This window comes from Prevotella sp. PTAC (assembly GCF_013166535.1).
Classification (GTDB): domain Bacteria; phylum Bacteroidota; class Bacteroidia; order Bacteroidales; family Bacteroidaceae; genus Prevotella.
In genome coordinates, this window is record NZ_JABKKK010000009.1 from 78,161 (window position 1) to 97,280 (window position 19,120).

The 19,120-nt window shown below is 47.2% G+C and carries 16 protein-coding genes; 11 read left to right on the top strand and 5 right to left on the bottom strand.

Features of this window, described 5'->3' with window-relative positions; all coding sequences use genetic code 11:
- Positions 1-9: 9 nt before the first annotated feature.
- The 5 genes from HPS53_RS08415 (at position 10) to HPS53_RS08435 (ending at position 6,189) form a co-directional block, all read left to right on the top strand.
- The gene (locus tag HPS53_RS08415) at positions 10-1,383 is read left to right on the top strand and encodes a LysM peptidoglycan-binding domain-containing protein (protein WP_172205617.1); all 1,374 of its coding nucleotides are present in this window, start codon (positions 10-12) and stop codon (positions 1,381-1,383) included.
- A 1-nt stretch (position 1,384) separates the two neighbouring features.
- A complete protein-coding gene (locus HPS53_RS08420; protein WP_172205619.1) occupies positions 1,385-2,143 on the top strand; it encodes a porin family protein in 759 nt (252 codons plus the stop codon).
- 40 nt (positions 2,144-2,183) lie between these two features.
- The gene (locus tag HPS53_RS08425) at positions 2,184-3,704 is read left to right on the top strand and encodes a peptide MFS transporter (RefSeq protein WP_172205621.1); all 1,521 of its coding nucleotides are present in this window, start codon (positions 2,184-2,186) and stop codon (positions 3,702-3,704) included.
- Positions 3,704-4,669: an endonuclease/exonuclease/phosphatase family protein gene (locus HPS53_RS08430; protein WP_172205623.1), complete on the top strand. Its 966-nt coding sequence runs from the start codon at positions 3,704-3,706 to the stop codon at positions 4,667-4,669. The genes HPS53_RS08425 and HPS53_RS08430 overlap by 1 nt, the downstream gene beginning before the upstream one ends.
- Positions 4,670-4,890: 221 nt before the next feature.
- A complete protein-coding gene (locus tag HPS53_RS08435) occupies positions 4,891-6,189 on the top strand; it encodes a DUF3078 domain-containing protein (protein WP_233210104.1) in 1,299 nt (432 codons plus the stop codon).
- Between the two features lie 18 nt (positions 6,190-6,207).
- On the opposite strand, the gene HPS53_RS08440 is transcribed toward HPS53_RS08435, so the two are convergent.
- The 3 genes from HPS53_RS08440 to HPS53_RS08450 form a co-directional block, all read right to left on the bottom strand.
- Positions 6,208-6,615: a DUF1573 domain-containing protein gene (locus HPS53_RS08440; RefSeq protein ID WP_172205625.1), complete on the bottom strand. Its 408-nt coding sequence runs from the start codon at positions 6,613-6,615 to the stop codon at positions 6,208-6,210.
- A 115-nt stretch (positions 6,616-6,730) separates the two neighbouring features.
- A complete protein-coding gene (locus tag HPS53_RS08445; RefSeq protein WP_371410491.1) occupies positions 6,731-7,858 on the bottom strand; it encodes a glycoside hydrolase family 88 protein in 1,128 nt (375 codons plus the stop codon).
- A 131-nt stretch (positions 7,859-7,989) separates the two neighbouring features.
- A complete protein-coding gene (locus HPS53_RS08450; protein WP_172205627.1) occupies positions 7,990-10,398 on the bottom strand; it encodes a TIM-barrel domain-containing protein in 2,409 nt (802 codons plus the stop codon).
- A 638-nt stretch (positions 10,399-11,036) separates the two neighbouring features.
- Between HPS53_RS08450 and aspS the strand changes: the two genes are divergently transcribed.
- The 3 genes from aspS (at position 11,037) to HPS53_RS08465 (ending at position 13,679) form a co-directional block, all read left to right on the top strand.
- Entirely contained in the window at positions 11,037-12,800 is a 1,764-nt protein-coding gene (gene aspS / locus HPS53_RS08455) for an aspartate--tRNA ligase (protein WP_172205629.1), read from the top strand.
- A 174-nt stretch (positions 12,801-12,974) separates the two neighbouring features.
- Entirely contained in the window at positions 12,975-13,271 is a 297-nt protein-coding gene (locus tag HPS53_RS08460) for a winged helix-turn-helix domain-containing protein (RefSeq protein ID WP_104368476.1), read from the top strand.
- Between the two features lie 60 nt (positions 13,272-13,331).
- Complete coding sequence (locus HPS53_RS08465; RefSeq protein WP_253942854.1) at positions 13,332-13,679, top strand: hypothetical protein; 348 nt, start codon at positions 13,332-13,334, stop codon at positions 13,677-13,679.
- Between the two features lie 36 nt (positions 13,680-13,715).
- Here HPS53_RS08465 and HPS53_RS08470 read toward each other — a convergent pair whose 3' ends face one another.
- Together HPS53_RS08470 and HPS53_RS08475 are read right to left on the bottom strand one after the other, a co-directional pair.
- Positions 13,716-14,855, bottom strand: a complete 1,140-nt coding sequence (locus HPS53_RS08470) for a glycosyltransferase family 1 protein (protein ID WP_104368477.1) — start codon at positions 14,853-14,855, stop codon at positions 13,716-13,718.
- A gap of 10 nt (positions 14,856-14,865) precedes the next feature.
- A complete protein-coding gene (locus HPS53_RS08475; RefSeq protein ID WP_104368478.1) occupies positions 14,866-15,459 on the bottom strand; it encodes a DapH/DapD/GlmU-related protein in 594 nt (197 codons plus the stop codon).
- A gap of 102 nt (positions 15,460-15,561) precedes the next feature.
- On the opposite strand from HPS53_RS08475, the gene HPS53_RS08480 reads away from it, so the two are divergent.
- From HPS53_RS08480 to HPS53_RS08490, 3 genes are read left to right on the top strand one after another with little or no spacing between them, the layout of a single operon-like run.
- Positions 15,562-17,091 (top strand): lipopolysaccharide biosynthesis protein, encoded by a 1,530-nt coding sequence (locus HPS53_RS08480; RefSeq protein WP_172205631.1) that lies wholly within the window; start codon positions 15,562-15,564, stop codon positions 17,089-17,091.
- Positions 17,088-17,885, top strand: coding sequence for a glycosyltransferase family 2 protein (locus tag HPS53_RS08485; protein ID WP_216651907.1), 798 nt, complete (start codon positions 17,088-17,090; stop codon positions 17,883-17,885). The genes HPS53_RS08480 and HPS53_RS08485 overlap by 4 nt, the downstream gene beginning before the upstream one ends.
- Positions 17,882-19,027: a glycosyltransferase family 4 protein gene (locus tag HPS53_RS08490; protein WP_172205633.1), complete on the top strand. Its 1,146-nt coding sequence runs from the start codon at positions 17,882-17,884 to the stop codon at positions 19,025-19,027. Before HPS53_RS08485 ends, HPS53_RS08490 begins: the two co-directional genes overlap by 4 nt.
- The last annotated feature ends 93 nt before the right edge of the window (positions 19,028-19,120 follow it).

The window sequence follows — 19,120 nt, forward strand, 5'->3', positions numbered from 1 at the left end:
AAAAAGTGTATGAAACAAATCTTTAAATTTATATTGGTGTTTGTGCTGGTTGCTTTCCTTGCGGAGGAGGCAACCGCACAGACAACAAAATGGCGTGAAATACATAAGGTTAAGCGCAAGGAGACCATATTCGGCATTGCCCGTGATAATGGCCTTACGGTTGATGAGCTTATTGAGGCCAATCCCGAGATGACCAAGCCGGGCTATGAATTGAAGAAAGGAGATTTCATTTATATTCCTTTTCCGTCTAAGAATATAGACACGAATGCCGGTACGCAAACGGCATCGGCTGGTAATGCGCGTCAAGGTGCCGATGTGGATATGCGTAAGCGGGAGATCCGTATAGGCGTGATGTTGCCTCTGCATGACGATAACGGCGACGGACGCCGGATGGTGGAATACTATCGTGGTGTGTTGATGGCATGCGACAGTCTGAAGAAAAATGGTATATCGGTGGATATTCACGCATGGAACGTGCCGGAAGACGCTGATATCAAAAAGACACTCAGGGATAAAAACGCGGCTCTTTGCGATCTGATAATAGGTCCGTTATATTCCAAACAGGTGAAACCGCTGTCTGATTTCGCCAAGGCCCATGATATAAAAGTGCTCATACCGTTTTCGATAAACACATCGGAACTGTATTCCAACAGAAATATTTTCCAGGTGTATCAAAGTCCGAACGATTATAATGAGGCGGTAATCAATCGTTTTCTCGATAAGTTTGAGGGATATAATACCGTCTTTATAGATTGTAACGATACGACAAGTAAAAAAGGAATATTCACTTTCGGATTGCGGAGAAGGATGGAAGCGATGGGCAGACCCCACACTATCACAAACTTGAAGTCAGGTGAGCAGGCCTTTGCCAAGGCATTCAGTACGGCCATGCCAAATGTCGTTATACTCAATACGGGGCGTTCTCCGGAATTAAATGTAGCTTTTGCGAAGATAAACAATCTTACGATGAAGAGCCCGAAGTATTCCGTTTCTATGTTCGGTTATACCGAGTGGATGATGTATACCAAGTATAATCTCGACAATTTCTATAAATACGATACTTATATCCCGGCCAATTTCTATACAAATCCGTTGTCGGCTCAAACCGCGCGCATAGAATTGAAGTATCGTTGGAATTTTCATGCGGACATGATACAGGCTTTGCCGCGTTTCGCTATTACAGGCTTTGACCAGGCGTATTATTTCATCAAGGGCCTGCACTTGTACGGAAAGAGCTTCGTTGGCGCCAAAGGCGTTGTCGGCTATACTCCGATACAGACCCCTTTGAGTTTTGAACGAGTTGGAGACGGAGGTCATCAGAACCGTAGTATCTTGTTTGTTCATTATACCCCGGGGCATAAGATAGAGACCATATATTATTGATATGCGGAAAATTTTATTATCGATATCATTCCTTTTGCCGGCTGTTGCCGCCTTTTCGCAGGTCGGAGAGTACCGAAGTGAGTTGAGTGTGGGTGTCAACGGCGGTTATATAATGAGTAATGTAGGTTTCAATCCGGATATTCCGCAGACAAATTTGGGTGGTGTGACAGGTGGACTTACCTTGCGATACACATGTGAGAAATACTTCAAGAGCATTTGTGCCCTTGTCGGTGAAGTGAACATATCGCAGGTAGGATGGAAAGAAGACATACAGACGGTGGATGATTTGCCTGTAATAAATGAGTATACAGGCCTCCCGGAGACTTATCAACGTCGCTTGACGTATATTCAGGTACCGATGATGGCCCGCATGGGGTGGGGACGTGAACGGAAAGGATTGCAATTTTTCTTTCAAGCCGGACCGCAAGTAGGTTTTTTCCTTAACGATAAGGCAACGTCAAGTTTTGATTATGACAAGCGGAACAAGGCCGATCGTGTGGGTGCCATGCGTGATGCCGCTCAGGATTCGCTTCCTATACAGCGTAAGTTTGATTATGGTATAGCCGCAGGTTTAGGACTTGAATACTCGCATCCTAAGTTCGGTCATATAATGCTTGAAGGGCGTTATTATTATGGTTTGGGTGATATCTTCGACAATTCGAAGCGCGATTATTTCGGGCGTAGTAACCTTGGTAATATTGTTGTTAAGCTGACATATCTCTTTGACATACGAAAATCCGATAATTCTAAAATTAAATAGCATAAAAGCTGTATACGTAACATTCTAAAAATAATAAACTATGTTTGAAGGACAACCTAAAGGTCTTTATGCGTTGGCATTGGCCAACACCGGCGAGCGATTCGGTTATTATACCATGCTTGCCATCTTCGTACTGTTCTTGCAGGCTAATTTCGGATTTTCCGAGGGTGCGGCAGGAACTATTTACGGTGCTTTTTTGATGTTGGTCTATTTTTTGCCGCTTGTCGGTGGAATAATGGCCGATAAGTTCGGATTTGGCAAAATGGTTACGCTTGGCGTACTCGTCATGTTTATCGGCTATCTGCTTCTCGCTTTACCGATGGGAACCGGTACTGTGGCACTTGTATGCATGTTCGGTGCTTTGGTGATGATAGGCTTTGGTACCGGACTTTTCAAAGGAAACTTACAGGTCATGGTTGGTAATCTTTACGATGCTCCAGAGTATTCCTCAAAACGTGACGCCGCTTTCAGTATCTTCTATATGGCTATAAATATAGGTGCAATGTTTGCCCCGAGTGCGGCTATAAAGGTGATGGATTGGGCACAACAGAGTCTTGGTGTCAGTGAAGAAGAGTCATATCACTATGCTTTCGGTGTGGCATGTCTGTCACTGATAGTGTCAATGGCGATATATTATGGTTTCCGTAGTACATTCAGGCATGCTGAGATAAATACTCCGAAGAGTGCTAAAAAGGATGCTGTTGCCGAGCAAAATGATAAATCCAGCGGTGTTTCCGATACCGAGCGTATCATAGCTCTGTGCCTCGTATATGCGGTTGTGATATTCTTCTGGATGGCATTCCATCAGAACGGACTTACCCTTACATATTTTGCCCGAGACTATACGGCTACGTCATCTACCGGTGTTGAGAGCATGATGTTCGATGTGTGGAACCTCGTTCTTTGCATCTTCATCGTGTATGCCCTCTTTTCCATATTCCAGTCGAAGACCGTTCGCGGCCGCAGTATAGCCGGTGCGGTAATAGCAGCCTCTTTGGCCGCGCTTTTCTATAAATATACGAATCTTCCGGCTTCAACCGAAGTTGCCGCACCGATATTCCAACAGTTCAATCCTTGTTTCGTGATAGCGCTCACTCCGGTGTCTATTGCCATATTCGGCTGGTTGGCACGTAAGAACTGTGAGCCGTCCGCACCGCGCAAGATTGCTATCGGTATGCTTGTCGCTGCTTGCGGATTTATCATTATGACTATAGGTTCTTTGGGTCTTCTTGCTCCTGAGGCGCAGGCCGCTGCCGGTGATGCCGCGACCCGTGTGTCGCCGAATTGGTTGGTGTCAACCTATCTTGTGCTTACTTTCGGTGAGCTTCTGCTGTCTCCAATGGGAATATCGTTCGTCTCGAAAGTGGCTCCTGTGAAGTATAAGGGAATGATGATGGGAGGATGGTTTGTCGCCACTGCCATCGGAAATCAGCTCACGGCAGTTGCCGCATGGCTGTGGGGACTGCCGCTTTGGATGGTATGGGGCGTGCTTATAGTTCTCTGTCTCATTTCTGCCATCTTCATGTTCTCTATAATGAAACGTCTTGAACGTGTCTGCTGATGGCATTTAGCCTTCTACTCGTATCATTCCTCACGTTTGTCGAGCTTAATTGTGAGAATCTTTTCGATTGTAAGCATGACAGCCTGAGGAATGATACCGAGTTTCTTCCCGATTCACCACGTCGATGGAAACCATGGCGCTATTGGAAGAAACTCAATAACATTGCGCAATGTATAATCGCCACCGGTGAGTATCAAGGTCGTTCGGGCATACCTGATATTGTCGCTTTATGCGAGGTTGAGAATGACAGCGTGATGCGGGATCTAACCAAACGATCCCTTCTTAGGAATGCGGGATATGAGTATATCATGACGGATTCCGATGACCCGCGCGGAATGGATGTGGCTCTTTTATATTCACCTTTTTCTTTTGCTCCCTTAAATCATCGCTCTTTACGTGTCAAGCCGATGAAAGGCATGGAAGCTACACGTGATGTACTGTATGTTTCTGGTCGTATAATCACTGGCGATACGTTGCATGTCTTTGTCGTCCATGCACCCAGCCGCCGTTACGGTGAGCGTATCACGCGTCCGTATCGTATGGCTGTCGCCGAGGTGGTGGCGCGGAGTGTCGATTCGGTAAGAGCCTTGTCGCCACATGCCGACATAGTGGTGGCCGGTGATTTCAATGCCTATAATTCCGAACGCTCCGTTTCCAGATATATTTCCGGAGGACTTTTTGATGTCACGGCGGCAGCCAAGGGCAGCCGGGCCAAGGCCACTTACCGTTATAAAGGCCGTTGGGGCAGTCTCGATCATATTTTCATGAGCAAATCGTTGCTTACGGCCGTTGATACGGCATATATTTATGATGCCCCGTTCCTTTTGGAGGACGACGCTGTTTATGGCGGTGTACGTCCTTATCGCACGTATAGCGGATATAAGTATTCCGCCGGTGGCACAAGCGACCATCTTCCGCTTAAAGTTGTGTTGAGAATAGACTGTTTGCGTGAGAGAAGGAGATAATAGCTTGTAAAAGACGCTAAACAGCCCGATAATTAACAGAAATTCACTACGTTGGGGATGTCTTTTGTTTAATAATTCTTAACTTTGCAAAAGATAACCGTCCGTTGACAATTCGTTTACCCACATATAAACGATATAGAGCTATGTCATCGGTATTGTCCGACGGGATGGTAGTTGCGACTTGTCTTTTCGTCATTTGGTTTCAACAATAATATACAGAGGTGAAATTTAGATATATCATAATTCTTTTTCTTGCCGTGGCGTTTACTTTTGACGCGACGGCACAGCGGCGTCCAAGGCGTGTGCAGAAAATAGATTCATTGGTTCTTGTAAGATCTTATATAGATTCCATTCCCGTTTTGCATGCCCGTATCGACTCATTGGTTAGGGCGAATGATTCTTTAAGCGCAGGTAGCGGTGACGGCCGTTACTACCGATTGTTCGCTCCGCTTACGTTTTATCATTCACCGGTGGCAAAGGCATTGTATTCCGAGCGTTCGGATAATAAGGGTGATAAGGTCGTGGATGCCGTGGATGCTGCTTTGCTCAGTGTATATCTCAATAAGCCGTGGCTTGTGATAAACGATGAGAGTAAACTCAAGCAGACAGGAACTCTGCTCACCGACATAGACACTCCGATACGGCAGGAAATAAAAATGGCCGACAAGGCAGACCCTTTTATAGACGAGCCGGTGGGTGTGCCTGTCGGCGTGATGATAAAGAAGCCTAACTTCTGGACATTTTCAGGAGACCAGAATTTGCAGTTCATGCAGAATTATCTGTCTGAAAACTGGCATAAGGGAGGTGAGAGCAACTATTCGTTGGTGGCAAATGTGGTGTTGAACGCAAACTACAATAACAAGCAAAGGCTTAAATTCGACAATAAGCTTGAGCTGAAACTTGGCTTCCAAACCTCCCGTTCCGACACTTTGCACAAGTTCAAGACCAATTCTGACCTTATCCGATATACAGGTAAACTCGGTATACAGGCTGCAAATAAATGGTATTATACTTTGCAGGTACTTGCATATACGCAGTTTACCAAAGGTCTGAAAGCAAACGATAAGTATGTGTATTCGGATTTCATGTCGCCTTTTACGTTAAACCTCGGTCTCGGTATGGACTACTCTGTGGAGACTAAAAACAAGAGGCTTACCGGAAATATAAACATGTCTTTCCTTTCGTTCAACTTCAAGTATGTGGATCGGAAGTCGCTGAACGGCCGTAACGGGATAGTAGGCAATCATCATACGGGTGAGGATTTCGGTTCACAACTTACGACCAACCTCACATGGAACATAAATGATATGATGAAGTGGCAGACACGTCTTTATTGTTTCACCACCTATGAACGTTATCTTATGGAGTGGGAAAACACTTTCACCCTTAAAGTCAGCAAGTATATCAGTGCCAATATATTCATCTATCCGCGCTTTGACGATTCGACAAAGCGTGATGAAGACTGGAACTTCTGGCAGTTGAAAGAATATAGTTCGCTCGGTTTCAGCTACTCGTTCTGAGATAGCTGAAACCGGTTTTTACTGCTTGGCCTCTTCCATGTCACCCTCTACATAGAGGCGTGTCATCTCTACCACACCGTTTGTTCTCACAGTGATGGATTTCTTGAAATGTCCTGGAAACTTTCCCGTCCCGTTGTATGTCACTTTCAGTTGTCCTTTCTGTCCCGGCATCACAGGGGCTTTCGTGTATTCAGGCACTGTGCATCCGCAGCTGGCTACGGCCTGGTTTATTATCAGCGGGGCGTCTCCGGTGTTTGTGTATGTGAACACGCATGTCACTTTTGGAGATGATTCTGAGAATTTTCCAAAGTTGTGTGTTGTCTTGTCAAATTTGATCTCTGCGCCTTTTTTGCCGCCGGCCTGCTGAGCCATAGCGATGGTCAGTCCGCATATCAGCATCAGCGACATCAATAATATTTTTCTCATTGTCATTAAAATATATGTATTACCAATAATTAAAGGCAAAAATAGCCATTTTTGTTATAATGACATACTTTTGCCTTTGTTTTTTTTATACTTTAACTATTCTTTCCTTGTCGTGTTATTTCTCGCCGCCGAGCAGTTTGTAGTATTCCACTGCTCCGAGCAGGAAGCATCCCACACCGTAGTCGTCGAAGTCGGGTACCTTGTCGTAGGTCACGGGCTGGCCTGCCGACGGGTCTTTGCCTGTGCCCTGCATGTATCCCAGGAATCCATCGGAGTGCACGGCATCTTTCACCATTGCGTCCCATGCCTTGTCGACTATCGGCCTGTAAACTTTCTCTTTGAGGTATCCTTTGCGCATGCCCCAGCACATTCCGTATACGAATAGCGACGTACCGGTGATTTCTTTTCCGCCGTATGTCACGGGAGATACAAGGCTCACATTCCAGAAACCGTCTTCACGCTGGCATTTAGACAGTCCTTCGCACATCATCACAAAGTCTTTCTTGATCTCTTTGTATATCTTGTCTTTGGGAGACAGTTGGTCCATTACTCTCACGTATGCGGCGAGTACCCATCCGTTGCCTCTTGACCAGTAGCAGTCTTTACCGTCTTTCTCTTTATACGGCGGAACATAGTCGGCGTCGCGCCACCACAGTCCGTCCTTTACGTTGAACAGTCCGCCTCCACACTCGTTCCGGCTCCAGCGGTACATCTTCATGGCATGCTCTATGTATGAGCGGTCGCCGGTGATTTTATACATCTGGGCGTATACGGGCATAGCCATCTGTATGGCGTCTATCCATGTCCAGTATCCCACGGTCGGCTCTTTCATCTGTCCTTGCAGATTGTCGCGTGTGGGGCGGAGCATTGTCGAGTCGCCTGTCATCATGAATCTCTCGAGATATGTCTGGCTGCAGCACTGGTCGTCGGCGTGGCGTGTCTTGATGCCGTTGCGCGGTGTCCACTGATGGAAATTAGCCCACTTGTCCGTATAGTCGATATACTTCTGGTTCTTGTCTATGCCGTAAAGGGCCATCAGTCCCTCGTAGTATACGGCACGTGTCCACAGGTGGCTCGGTCGTATCCTTTTTACGTTTGTGGGCAGTGTGGGGTCTTCATACTTAGCCATGAAGTAATCATTGGCTTTTCTCGCAGTGTTGAGCACTTCCGTTTGTTTCGTAGTCTGTGCCGCTGCCGGGAGCATCATTGCCGCCGCGGCGAAAAGTGTGATTAGTTTTTTCATTATTGTAATTTGATGTTTTCGGTTACAAAGATAGCATAAAAAAGTGATATACGGAAGAATGTGTGAAGTAATTGAATGGTGATACAGCCTAAATCTTCCGTATGCTGCCATGGCTTTGTTTTCCGTATATGCTAAAACCTTACAGTCGTTTTCTTCCCGTTATAGTTCACTGTGCGATATTCGTGTGGCAGTTTTACTATAAACACTCTCTCGCTTTGCATCCCCGGGAAACATCCTTGACGATTGTCTATGGTGAGCTTGCGTTTTTTCTCGTTCCATATAAGGCGTATTGAAGACCGCGCGCCATGCTCGTAATTGTAGTTGTCGCCCTCGTCTTCATACAGTTCGAACGTAACGTCGGCTCCCGGGTAGATGTTTAAGGTTATCGGCTTGCCCGTTTGTGCGGCAGTATGTTCTGCCACTTCGGTTGTGGGTATTATGCTGCCGCACCTCACGAACAGTGGCAACTTGTCTGTTTCCACTTTCATTTCCAGCCATTGTCCGCCGCTGTATGTAGTGCCGTTGAAGTAGTATGTCCAGTCCGTTCCGGCCGGAAGGTACACTTTTCTGTGTGTTTTTTCGGCAATGGGGCAAGTTATCGGGCATACGAGAAAATCTCCGAACATATATTCGTCTTTCATGTCGAGTACTGTCTGGTCGGTCGGGAAGTCGAAAGCAGCTGGGCGTGCCATGGTGTAGCTGTGCATGGTTTGCCGTGCTGCCATGCTGTATATGTATGGTATCAGGGTGTAGCGCAGGTTTATCATTTTCAATATGGCGTCGTAATACGGTGTTCCTGGTTCGCCGAACTGCCATATCTCGCGCGGTGTGTCGCTTCCGTGGCTGCGGAGCATGGGCAGGAATGTAGCCCATTGAAACATTCGTGTGTAGTATTCTTTGTATGCGTCATCTTTCACTCCGTCGGGAAACTCGCCCGTGTAGAACCACCGCCGTCCGTCGTCGCGCGTGAAGAACGAGCCTACGTCCACAGTCCAATATGGATTGCCTGTTGCCATGTAGTTCAGGCCGGCAGGTATCTGTTGGCGAAATGATCTCCATGATGCGTGCGTGTCGCCGTTCCACACTATCGTACCGTAGCGCTGTTGCCCGGCGTATGAGCTGCGTGTGAGGTTCACTACCCGTTTGCTGTCAGTCGTCAACCGTTGGTTCTCGTATATTCCCTGCGAGTGATATAGCGAGTAGAGGCTGCCGCGTTCGGCTCCGAGAGCGTCGCCAAGTATGTCTTTGTTCAGCTGCCAGCGGCGTTCGTGGTCGTCCCGGCCATACGGTTTGCCGTCTTTCTGGTCGGGGATTTTGTTCCAGTCGCCGTCAAGAGGTTCGCTGCTGTCGCACCACCATGCGTCAAAACCTCGTGAGAAAAACTCATCGTAGGCGTATTTCCAATAGAGTTTGCGTGCCTCGGCGTTGAAAGCGTCGTATACCGAGTGTTCGAGCATGAACCCTCTGCCGCGGAAATCACGCTCCTCGGGGCAGTACTGCGGGTTGGGCCAGATACTTATCATCAGTTTGGCGTTCATCGCATGCACCGAGTCGGCGAGAGCTTTCGGGTCGGGATAGTGCTTTGGGTTCATTTTCATGTATCCCCATCCTTCCGGCCAGTAGTTCCAGTCCTGTACTATCATGTCTATTGGCACATGCCGCCGGCGGTATTCGCGGAGGGTGCTGATAATGTCGTCCGACGATACATAACGCTCTTTGGACTGCGTGTATCCGAACACATATCTCGGCATGAGCGACACTTTTCCCGTGAGATGGCGATAGCCCGCCACTATGTCGTCGGGCTTTTCCCCTCTTATGAAGTAGTAGTCCACGGTTTTTGCCGCGTCAAGCTCCATGGAAAATCCCGAGGTTTCCGCATGCCCGTCTGCCGTCTGTCCGCAGGGGCTGAATTTCATGGCGCAGCCGGCGTCGAACAGCAATCCGTAGCCGCCCGTCGTCACAATTACCGGTACCATCGCTTTAAGGTTGTGCTGGGTGAGATAAATCGTCTTTCCCCTCAGGTTCATGTAGTCTTCCATGTGTGATCCGAGTCCGTACACGGCCTCCGGGCCACAGTATGAGAAGTTCACTTTGTAGCGTGTGTATGTGCCTGTTGTGTCGCGGCGCATGATGTCCTTTACTGTCACTTTCCCGTTTGCCGTCTCCTCCATTCGCGCCGTCTTGTCGTTATATACGATGCGCTCCCTGAATACCGTCTCGGCCTCATGCGGCAGTGCCGTGTTTTCCTTGAACAGTGTTTTGCCGGTCTTCCTGTCCGTGAATGTCACGGCGCCGCTTGTCTTGTCTATCGTTACCGTGAGTGCGGATGAGGTGAGAACACTGCTTTCCGTGGTCTCTTTGTGTTTTACTTTTACGTCTTTCCTCTCATACACGCATACTCCCGTTCCATTGTCAGTAGGCTCATTGCCTGTCGTCCACCGTACCCTTACGATTTCCGGGGTGATAAATTCCACGGTCGGTTGTTGGGCGCTGGCCGCGAGCGTCATGGCGCAGAGCAGTGTGATGATGTGTCGTTTCATAAAAACAGGTATTTATAGTCTGTTTACAAAGATACTCAAATCATTCCGATTAAGAATGTGAAAGTAATAATAAAGTCATGAATTTAACACTTTATTTTTCCTTGAAATAGAAAAGCGATGCGATATATGTCGCTATATGCATTACGATAGGCAGAAATACGGAAAAGGGATTCTTCTGCATTTAGACGCTCGTTGGAGTGCGTTGGGCCGTTAATTGCGATGCGTTTAGACGCTCGTTGCATTGCAACGGACATCCCGTTGCAATGCAACGAGCGTCTAAACGCAAAAACACCCCTAAGTTAGTCGGGTATATCTGGTGCCAGAATAAGGTGTTGTAAATGTATTTTATTTATATACAGGCGGTTGCGTGAAATCGTGAAATGCGACAGTATTTTCGGCCGTGGGATTTTTATTTTTTTTACGAACAATTTATAAGCGACTTTTTGTCATCTTTTTTCGCATTTGTCTGTTGCTGATAGCCTTGTGCCTTTCATATTGCTGTCAGCGGGTATCGGGGCATGCTCCGATCGTATACCGAGGCCATAGTTTTAAAAAGAAGTCAATAATTTGCTTGTTTCCGCATTTTTGTATAATTTTGCATACAATAATAATAGAATAAAAGTCAATAACACTTAATTATGTATAGAAGTAAGACTTGTGGAGAGCTGCGACTCTCCGATGCGGGCAGCGTGGTCACGCTTGCCGGATGGGTACAGCGGAGCCGCAAGATGGGCGGTATGACGTTCGTCGATTTGCGCGACAGATACGGAATCACTCAGTTGGTGTTTAACGAGGCTGTGGATGCCGCCCTTTGCGAGCGGGCCAACAGGCTCGGCCGAGAGTACTGCATCCAGGTCAAGGGTACGGTAAGCGAGCGCGAGAGCAAAAACAATAATATAGCCACAGGCGACATTGAGATCATCGCCTCCGAACTTAATGTGCTGAGCGAGAGCGCCACCCCTCCATTCACTATCGAAGACAATACAGACGGCGGAGACGACATCCGCATGAAATACCGTTATCTTGACTTGCGCCGTAATGCCGTGCGCGGCAACATGGAGTTGCGCCACCGCATGACGATACTGATCAGAAACTTTCTTGACTCAAAGGACTTCATAGAGGTGGAGACTCCCGTCCTCATCGGTTCAACCCCCGAGGGCGCACGTGATTTCGTGGTGCCGTCGCGTATGAATCCGGGACAGTTCTATGCGCTGCCGCAGAGTCCGCAGACACTTAAACAGCTGCTGATGGTGAGCGGTTTCGACCGTTACTTCCAGATAGCCAAGTGTTTCCGTGACGAGGATTTGCGTGCCGACCGTCAGCCGGAATTCACTCAGATAGACTGTGAGATGAGTTTTGTAGAGCAAGACGATGTGATAGATTTGTTTGAGGACATGGCCCGTCACCTGTTCAAGGAGGTGCGCGGTGTGGAACTTCCGGCAAAGCTCACTCAGATGACATGGCACGACGCCATGCGGCGTTTCGGCAGCGACAAGCCCGATCTGCGTTTCGGTATGGAATTTGTTGAACTGATGGATGTACTCAAAGGTACAGGCACATTCTCTGTGTTCGACAGTGCCGAGTATATCGGAGGTATATGCGTGCCGGGGTGCGCCGACTATACCCGCAAGCAACTCGACCAGCTTACAGATTTCGTGAAGCGTCCTCAGGTAGGTGCCAAGGTACTTGTATATGTTAAGTTCAATGCCGATGGCACGGTTAAGTCAAGCGTAGATAAGTTTTACTCGCCTGAGGTGTTGCAGGCGTTGAAGGAGAAGATGGGTGCCGCAGACGGTGATCTTGTCCTCATTCTCAGCGGCGACAAGGCCAACAAGACACGTACCCAGCTTTGCACATTGCGTCTTGAGATGGGCGACAGGCTGGGATTGCGCGACAAAGACAGGTTCGAGTGCCTATGGATTGTGGACTTCCCGCTTTTCGAGTGGAGCGACGAGGAGCAGCGCCTGATGGCCACACACCATCCGTTCACCATGCCCAACCCCGACGATATACCTCTGCTCGATGAGCATCCCGAGCGTGTTCGTGCCAGAGCTTATGACTTTGTGTGCAACGGAATAGAGTTGGGAGGCGGCAGTTTGCGTATACACGACGGCAAGCTTCAGGAGAAAATGTTCCGTATTCTCGGTTTTACGCCCGAGCGGGCCATGGCTCAGTTCGGATTTCTCATAAATGCGTTCAAGTATGGTGCGCCGCCTCATGCCGGTCTGGCGTTCGGTCTCGATCGCTTCGTGAGCGTGATGGCCGGTCTTGATTCCATACGCGACTGCATAGCTTTCCCCAAAAACAACAGCGGACGCGATGTAATGCTCGACGCACCAGGTGAACTTGATCCTAAACAACTGGATGAGCTTCAATTAAAACTTGATATACGTCAAGAATAATAACGGCTGCCCGTGATTTATATCAAGAATGGTGATAAAAATCTTTTAAATAGTTGAAACTTAGCTAATTATTGTAATAAAAAATTTGCAGTTAATAATAAAAAGCGTACTTTTGCATCCGAAGTGATAACAAAAAGAAATTAAATCACTCGTTAGAGTATTATATTTTTTATTATGGCAGAAAAGAAAACTGTAAAGAAAGAGACTGCGACAAAGGCAGCGGAGACGAAGAAGACAACCGTGAAGAAAGCCGCAACGGCTAAAAAGACAGTTGTGTCATTCAATGCTGAGAATGTAGGATTTAAAGCAGGTGATGTCTATCAGGCACTTGCAGCCTCAGGGAAAGCCTTGACATTGAAAGAGATTACAAAAGCGGCGGGTATCAGCGAGGAGGAGACTCTTCTTGGAATGGGCTGGCTCTTCAAGGAAGGCAAGATTGTTTCAGTGGAAGATAAGATTACATTGGCTTAAATTTATAATGTGATACATTTAAGGAAAGGCCGGTATGCATAGGTATTACCGGCCTTTTTTATGGTCAAGATGACATACGACAAACAGATATTAAGAATAATGTCCGAAGCCGGAAGCGGCGGAATAAGCGTGCAGGTATTGGCGAAGCATGTTTATAACATGAACTGCGGCTTGTTCTCTTCTCCCGATATTGGCGAAATTCATCGCTATGTGCAGCAGTATCTTTCGAGAAATTCCAAATCGTCTCAATCGTTGATAGAGAGTACAGGGCGTAGGGGGTATTACAGATTGAACACCGATAACAGTGATGACGCACGACAGCTGATGCTCGAATTTCGTGACGAGACTGTGGTAGTGAAAGAGGAAGTGCCTCCGGTTAGAGATCTTTCACTCGATTTGTTTGTCTGAATGAATAGGTCCGTTTGTGGCGGTATGTCGCTTTTTTCACCGTATTTCCTTTATCTCATTAAAAACGTTGGCATATAGCCGCAGCAGTTCTTCGGCCGTTTTTCTCCATGAGAACAGTTTTGTCCGTTTATGTCCTATGCTTTTTTGACTTTGATAAAAGGCAGGGTCGTTTTCCAATTTAAGCATCATAGCGGCTATCTCATCGGCATTTTCCGGGTCTATGAGAGCGGCATCGCTGCCAGCTATCTCTGGCATCGACGAGCGGTTGGCCGTTATTGTCGGCGTGTCGCAGGCCATGGCTTCGAGCAACGGTATGCCGAAACTTTCTCTTAACGAGGTATACAGAAAAGCGAAAGCGTTTCCGTATATGCCGGGCAGGTCTGTGTTGGCGATATATCCGGGTGCGGATATGTTATCCATCACATGCTCTATTCCGTTGGCTTTCAGAATTTCCGCTATATATTCTGGCGACAGGTCTGCAACGAGCAGTTTTCTCTTTATGTCCGAGTGTTTCAAGTATTTGGAGTAGGCAACGAGTGTCCGTTCCGTGTTTTTCTTCGGATCCGTGTTACCCAGGAAGAAGAAATAGTCCTTTTCGCCGATGTGTTTTCTGTAGTTGCCGTCTTCATTGTCAGCCGGTACGAACCATTCGTTATATCCGTTGTATATCCTTGTCACCTGCTTGTCTTTCAGGTGTAGTTTTTTGAGTATGTTGTTTCGCTCAAAGTCTGATACGGTGATTATTCTATGGCACTTTGATATTATTCTCGGTACAACGAGCCTGCGATACAGCCACCCCATGTTTTGATACAGCGACTTGTTCTTTTTGTCTCTCGGTTCGAGGAAAATGATGTCGTGCAGTGTGAGAACAAGCGGTATGCCTCCGGTGAATATGGGGGCGGTGTTGCTTGTGCAGTGCAGAATGTCTACCTTGTCGTGCTTTGCCGCACGCGGCAGTGCATACTGTTCCCATAGCGGATACGACGGACATCTAGTCTCACGGATATGAACGTTGGACGATTCTGTCAGGCAAATGTCTTCCCCTGGTTTCACATATACGAAGTATTCGTTTTCCGTATCAATATTTTGCAATTCGCGTATTTCCTGCAAAACCACATAGTCCATGCCATGTTTGTTTTTCCGGAAAACTCTCTGCGCCTCTATCCCTATTCTCATCGTATGCCGATTATAGTGTCCTTTTCTTCAATATTGCAGGTACTCCAGCCACAAGTGTACCCGGGCTCACGTCTTTTGTGACCACGGCTCCCGCCGCAACCACTGCATGCCGTCCGATATTCACTCCCGGAAGGATCACGGCGTTGGCGCCTATCCACACGTCGTCCTCTATAGTCACTTGTTTGGTCGTGATTCCCTGTTCGTCTATTCGCTTGTCCGGATTGGTGAAATTATGATTGAGAGCCGTCACGGTGATGCCCTGGGCAAGGTGTACATGGTTGCCTATCGTTACCGGGCCGATAATTGTGCTGTGGAGGCCTATGCGGCTGTCGTTGCCGATAATCACGTCGCCCACTGCATTGTTGATGCAACAGAACGACTCTATGACGCTGCGATTGCCGAGCGAGAAACGTCTGTATGGCGGTGTGTCCATACGCACGCTGCGGTGTATTACGGAGTGCTTGCCTCTGTGTTGGTATAGCGGGGCAAGCATACGGACGTACCAACGCGGTCTTGTCTGCACCCGGTTCATTATCAGAAAGCCTATAAGTCTTTTTATACCGGTATCAGATTTAAAGTTTTGTCGCAAACGTTCATTGTTCATGGCCTGTTTCTTTGATATCCGCAAAAATAGCGATAAAAAATCGTTTTTCCAAATATTTGACTTATCTTTGCATAGTATAGTCGATGGAAAAACGCATGCCTGATGGGTGGAAGAGTACATAAAAGTGTTATAAACGCGGAGGTAAATCTTTTGTTTTACTTCCTGTCGTTGTTCTTGGCTTTCTTCTCCCGTAAGATATTTCTCGACAACCTGAGTGCCGATTTCATAGGTCTCACCGGCACATTGGGTAATATTCTCGGTTATCTTAACCTTGCGGAGTTGGGTATCGGCAGTTGCGTCAGTTTCTTTCTGTATAAGCCTATTCAGGCTGGCGACAGGATAAAGATAGGTCAGATATTGTCTGTTTTAGGTTATCTGTATCGTTGTATCGGTTTCGCAATGCTTGGGGCGGGCGTCGTTCTGAGTCTCTTTTTCCCTTTGATGTTCGGCGGAGAGAAATTGGGTATGCCTATAATTTATTTCACTTTCTATTCTTTTCTCGGCTCTTCGCTTATATCATATTTCATAAACTACCGCCAAATACTGCTTCAAGCAGACCAGAAGAACTATCTTGTGGCTGTTTATTTCCAGTCGGCGGGGCTGGTAAAGACAGCCGTCCAGATCTTTCTTGCATACAGATATCATAATCTCTATGTATGGGTCGCGATAGAGTTTATGTTCGGGGTGTTCGCCTGTATTGTCCTAAACCGTAAGATTGACAAGGAATACCCGTGGCTTAGAACCGACAAGGCGAGCGGACGCCGCCTGCTGAGCCGGTATCCCGAGATACTGGCAAACACACGGCAGATATTCATCCACAAGATAAAAGACTTTGTTTTGAGCAAGAGTGACGAGCTTTTTATATTTGCTTTCGTCTCGCTTAAAATGGTAGCTTACTACGGTAACTATATAATGATAACATCGAAGATCACTCTTCTTTTCACCTCTGTACTCGACAGTGTGAATGCCGGAGTGGGCAATCTTGTGGCAGAGGGTAGAAAAGACAATATGATGAAGGTCTTTTGGGAGCTTATGACCATACGTCATTTTGTGGCGGGAGTGCTCTGTTTCTCGATATACTACGGTATGGAACCGTTCATTTCGCTATGGCTTGGAGATAAATTTATCCTGGACCATGACATACTTTTGATGCTCGTGATATACATTTACATGATAAACTCACGAGGAGTGGTGGACATATTCAATCACTCGCACGGCCTGTATGCCGATGTATGGTCGGCATGGGCAGAGCTGGCGATAAACATCACAATAACTATTGTGGGCGGATGGATGTATGGCATCACGGGAATACTGGCTGGAAAGATAGTCAGTGTGTTTGCGATAGTCATATTCTGGAAGCCGTACTACCTGTTTACCGCCGGTCTTAAATTGCCCGTCACGCAATATTGGAACGGCGCTGTAAGATATTATGTCGTCTTTGGGGCTGCGTTTGCGGCAGGGACGGTTCTCGAACAGTTCATACCGATAAATCCGTATGAAGGTTATATACAGTGGATCGGCTATTCGGTCACATGTCTTGCTATATTCCTTGCTGTCGAGATAACCGGTCTTCTACTTTTCGCAAAAGGAGCGAGAGACTGTATCGGACGAATAAAAGTATTCAAGAAATGAGATATTCCATTATAACGATAAACTATAATAACCGTGACGGACTGCGCAAGACAATAGAGAGCGTGGTCAACCAGAGCTGTCGGGACATCGAATATATCGTAATCGACGGCGGCTCGACAGACGGTAGCGTGGAGGTGATAGAAGAATATGCCGGAAAGATAGACTATTGGGTGTCCGAACGTGACAAAGGAATATATAATGCCATGAACAAGGGACTGGCGCAGGCACATGGAGAATATCTTAACTTCATGAACTCGGGCGACTGTTTTCACGATAATGACGTTCTTATTAATCTGCCGCAAGATGCGGATGAAGACATTATTTTCGGCAAAGCATTGAGAAGTGACGGCAATATATGGTCGCCTGCGGGGCGTATGACTCTCTATTCGTTATGTATTTACGGGTTTAATCACCAGTCTGCGTTCTATAAGAAGAGTATATTCGACACGGACAGATACGATGAAAATCTCAGATTGCTGAGTGATTGGAAACTGACGGTCAAGTGCATAGTGGCCGATAACCGTACATATAGGGTTGTCGACAATATGATTGCGGTATATGACGTCACCGGAATAAGCAGTCTTGATGCCGGGGCGAGATACAGGGAACAGGATATCATAATGAAAGAGATGTTTCCCGAGAGAATAGCCGAAGACTACATGTTCTTCCGCCGGTTGCGCAGTCCGCTGCTTGAAGACATCGCCTATCTTTCGACAAGAGACCGCTTACACCGCATCATCATCAAAATAACACGCTTGGCGATACGCATTAACAAAAAGATATCTAACCAATGAAAATCTTTTATATCTATTATTCGCTCACGACGGTAGGCGGAGCCGACAGGGTTATCGTCGAAAAGGCAAACTATCTGGCCGAGAACGGGCATGAGGTGGCTATTGTCACAACGTCGCAAAACGGCAGGGAGCCGTTCTTTCCGTTATCGCCGAAAGCGAGAATGATAAGCATTGACATAGATTTCGACCGTCAATACAGATACAATACGGTGTTACGGGCGTGCGTTTACTTCATTTATATGCGCAGATACAAGCGTGCGCTCACGCGGTTGCTGTGTGAAGAAAAGCCGGATATAGTGATAACCACGCTCGGAAGGGACATGGAGTTCCTGACATCGATACGCGACGGGAGTGTGAAAATAGGCGAATCGCACGTGGCGAAAGAGTATTCGCGAAACTTTCACTTGCTCGAACAACGTGGGGGGATATACAAATACGTGGCACGGCACTGGCGGCGGAAACAGGAGAAAGCCGTTTCAAGGCTGGCGGCACTCGTATTGCTGACCGGGCACGATGCTGCCAGTTGGCAAGGGACTGCCCGTACATACGTGATACCCAACTCATTGCCGTTCTATCCTGGCCAATCGAGCGCTTGCGAGAATAAAAACGTGATATGCGTGGGACGTCTCAGCGAGCAGAAAGGCTACGAATACATGATTGAGGCATGGGAGTCGGTGAGCAAGCGGCATCCCGACTGGACGCTTAATGTATATGGTGAGGGCGAAGATGAGGGCCGTTTGAGGGAGATTATTGCCGGAAAGGGACTTGAACGGTCATTTGTCATACACAAACCGACTAAAAATATAATGGAAAAGTATCTCGAAAGCAGCATATATGCCATGAGTTCGCGTTTCGAGGGGTTCGGTATGGTGCTGATAGAGGCTATGGCCTGCGGTGTGCCTTGCGTGTCGTTTGACTGCCCTTACGGTCCGGCCGATGTGATAAAAGACGGTGAAGACGGATTTATTGTGAGATACTTGGACTGCAAGGAGCTGGCCGACAAGATTTGTTTCCTTATCGAAAATGAGGAGACGAGAAAGCTAATGGGGCGCAAGGCCAGGGAGAACATCAGGCGGTATTCGAGGGAAACGGTGATGGGAAAGTGGGCTGAACTGTTTGAAAATGTGCTGAAATCAGTTTAGGCATATGTGTTATACACTTGGTAAATAAGCATTATAGCATCTGTATAAATGTTGCGGATTTTTAGGCGTATATTGAAATAAGCCTCGCAAAGT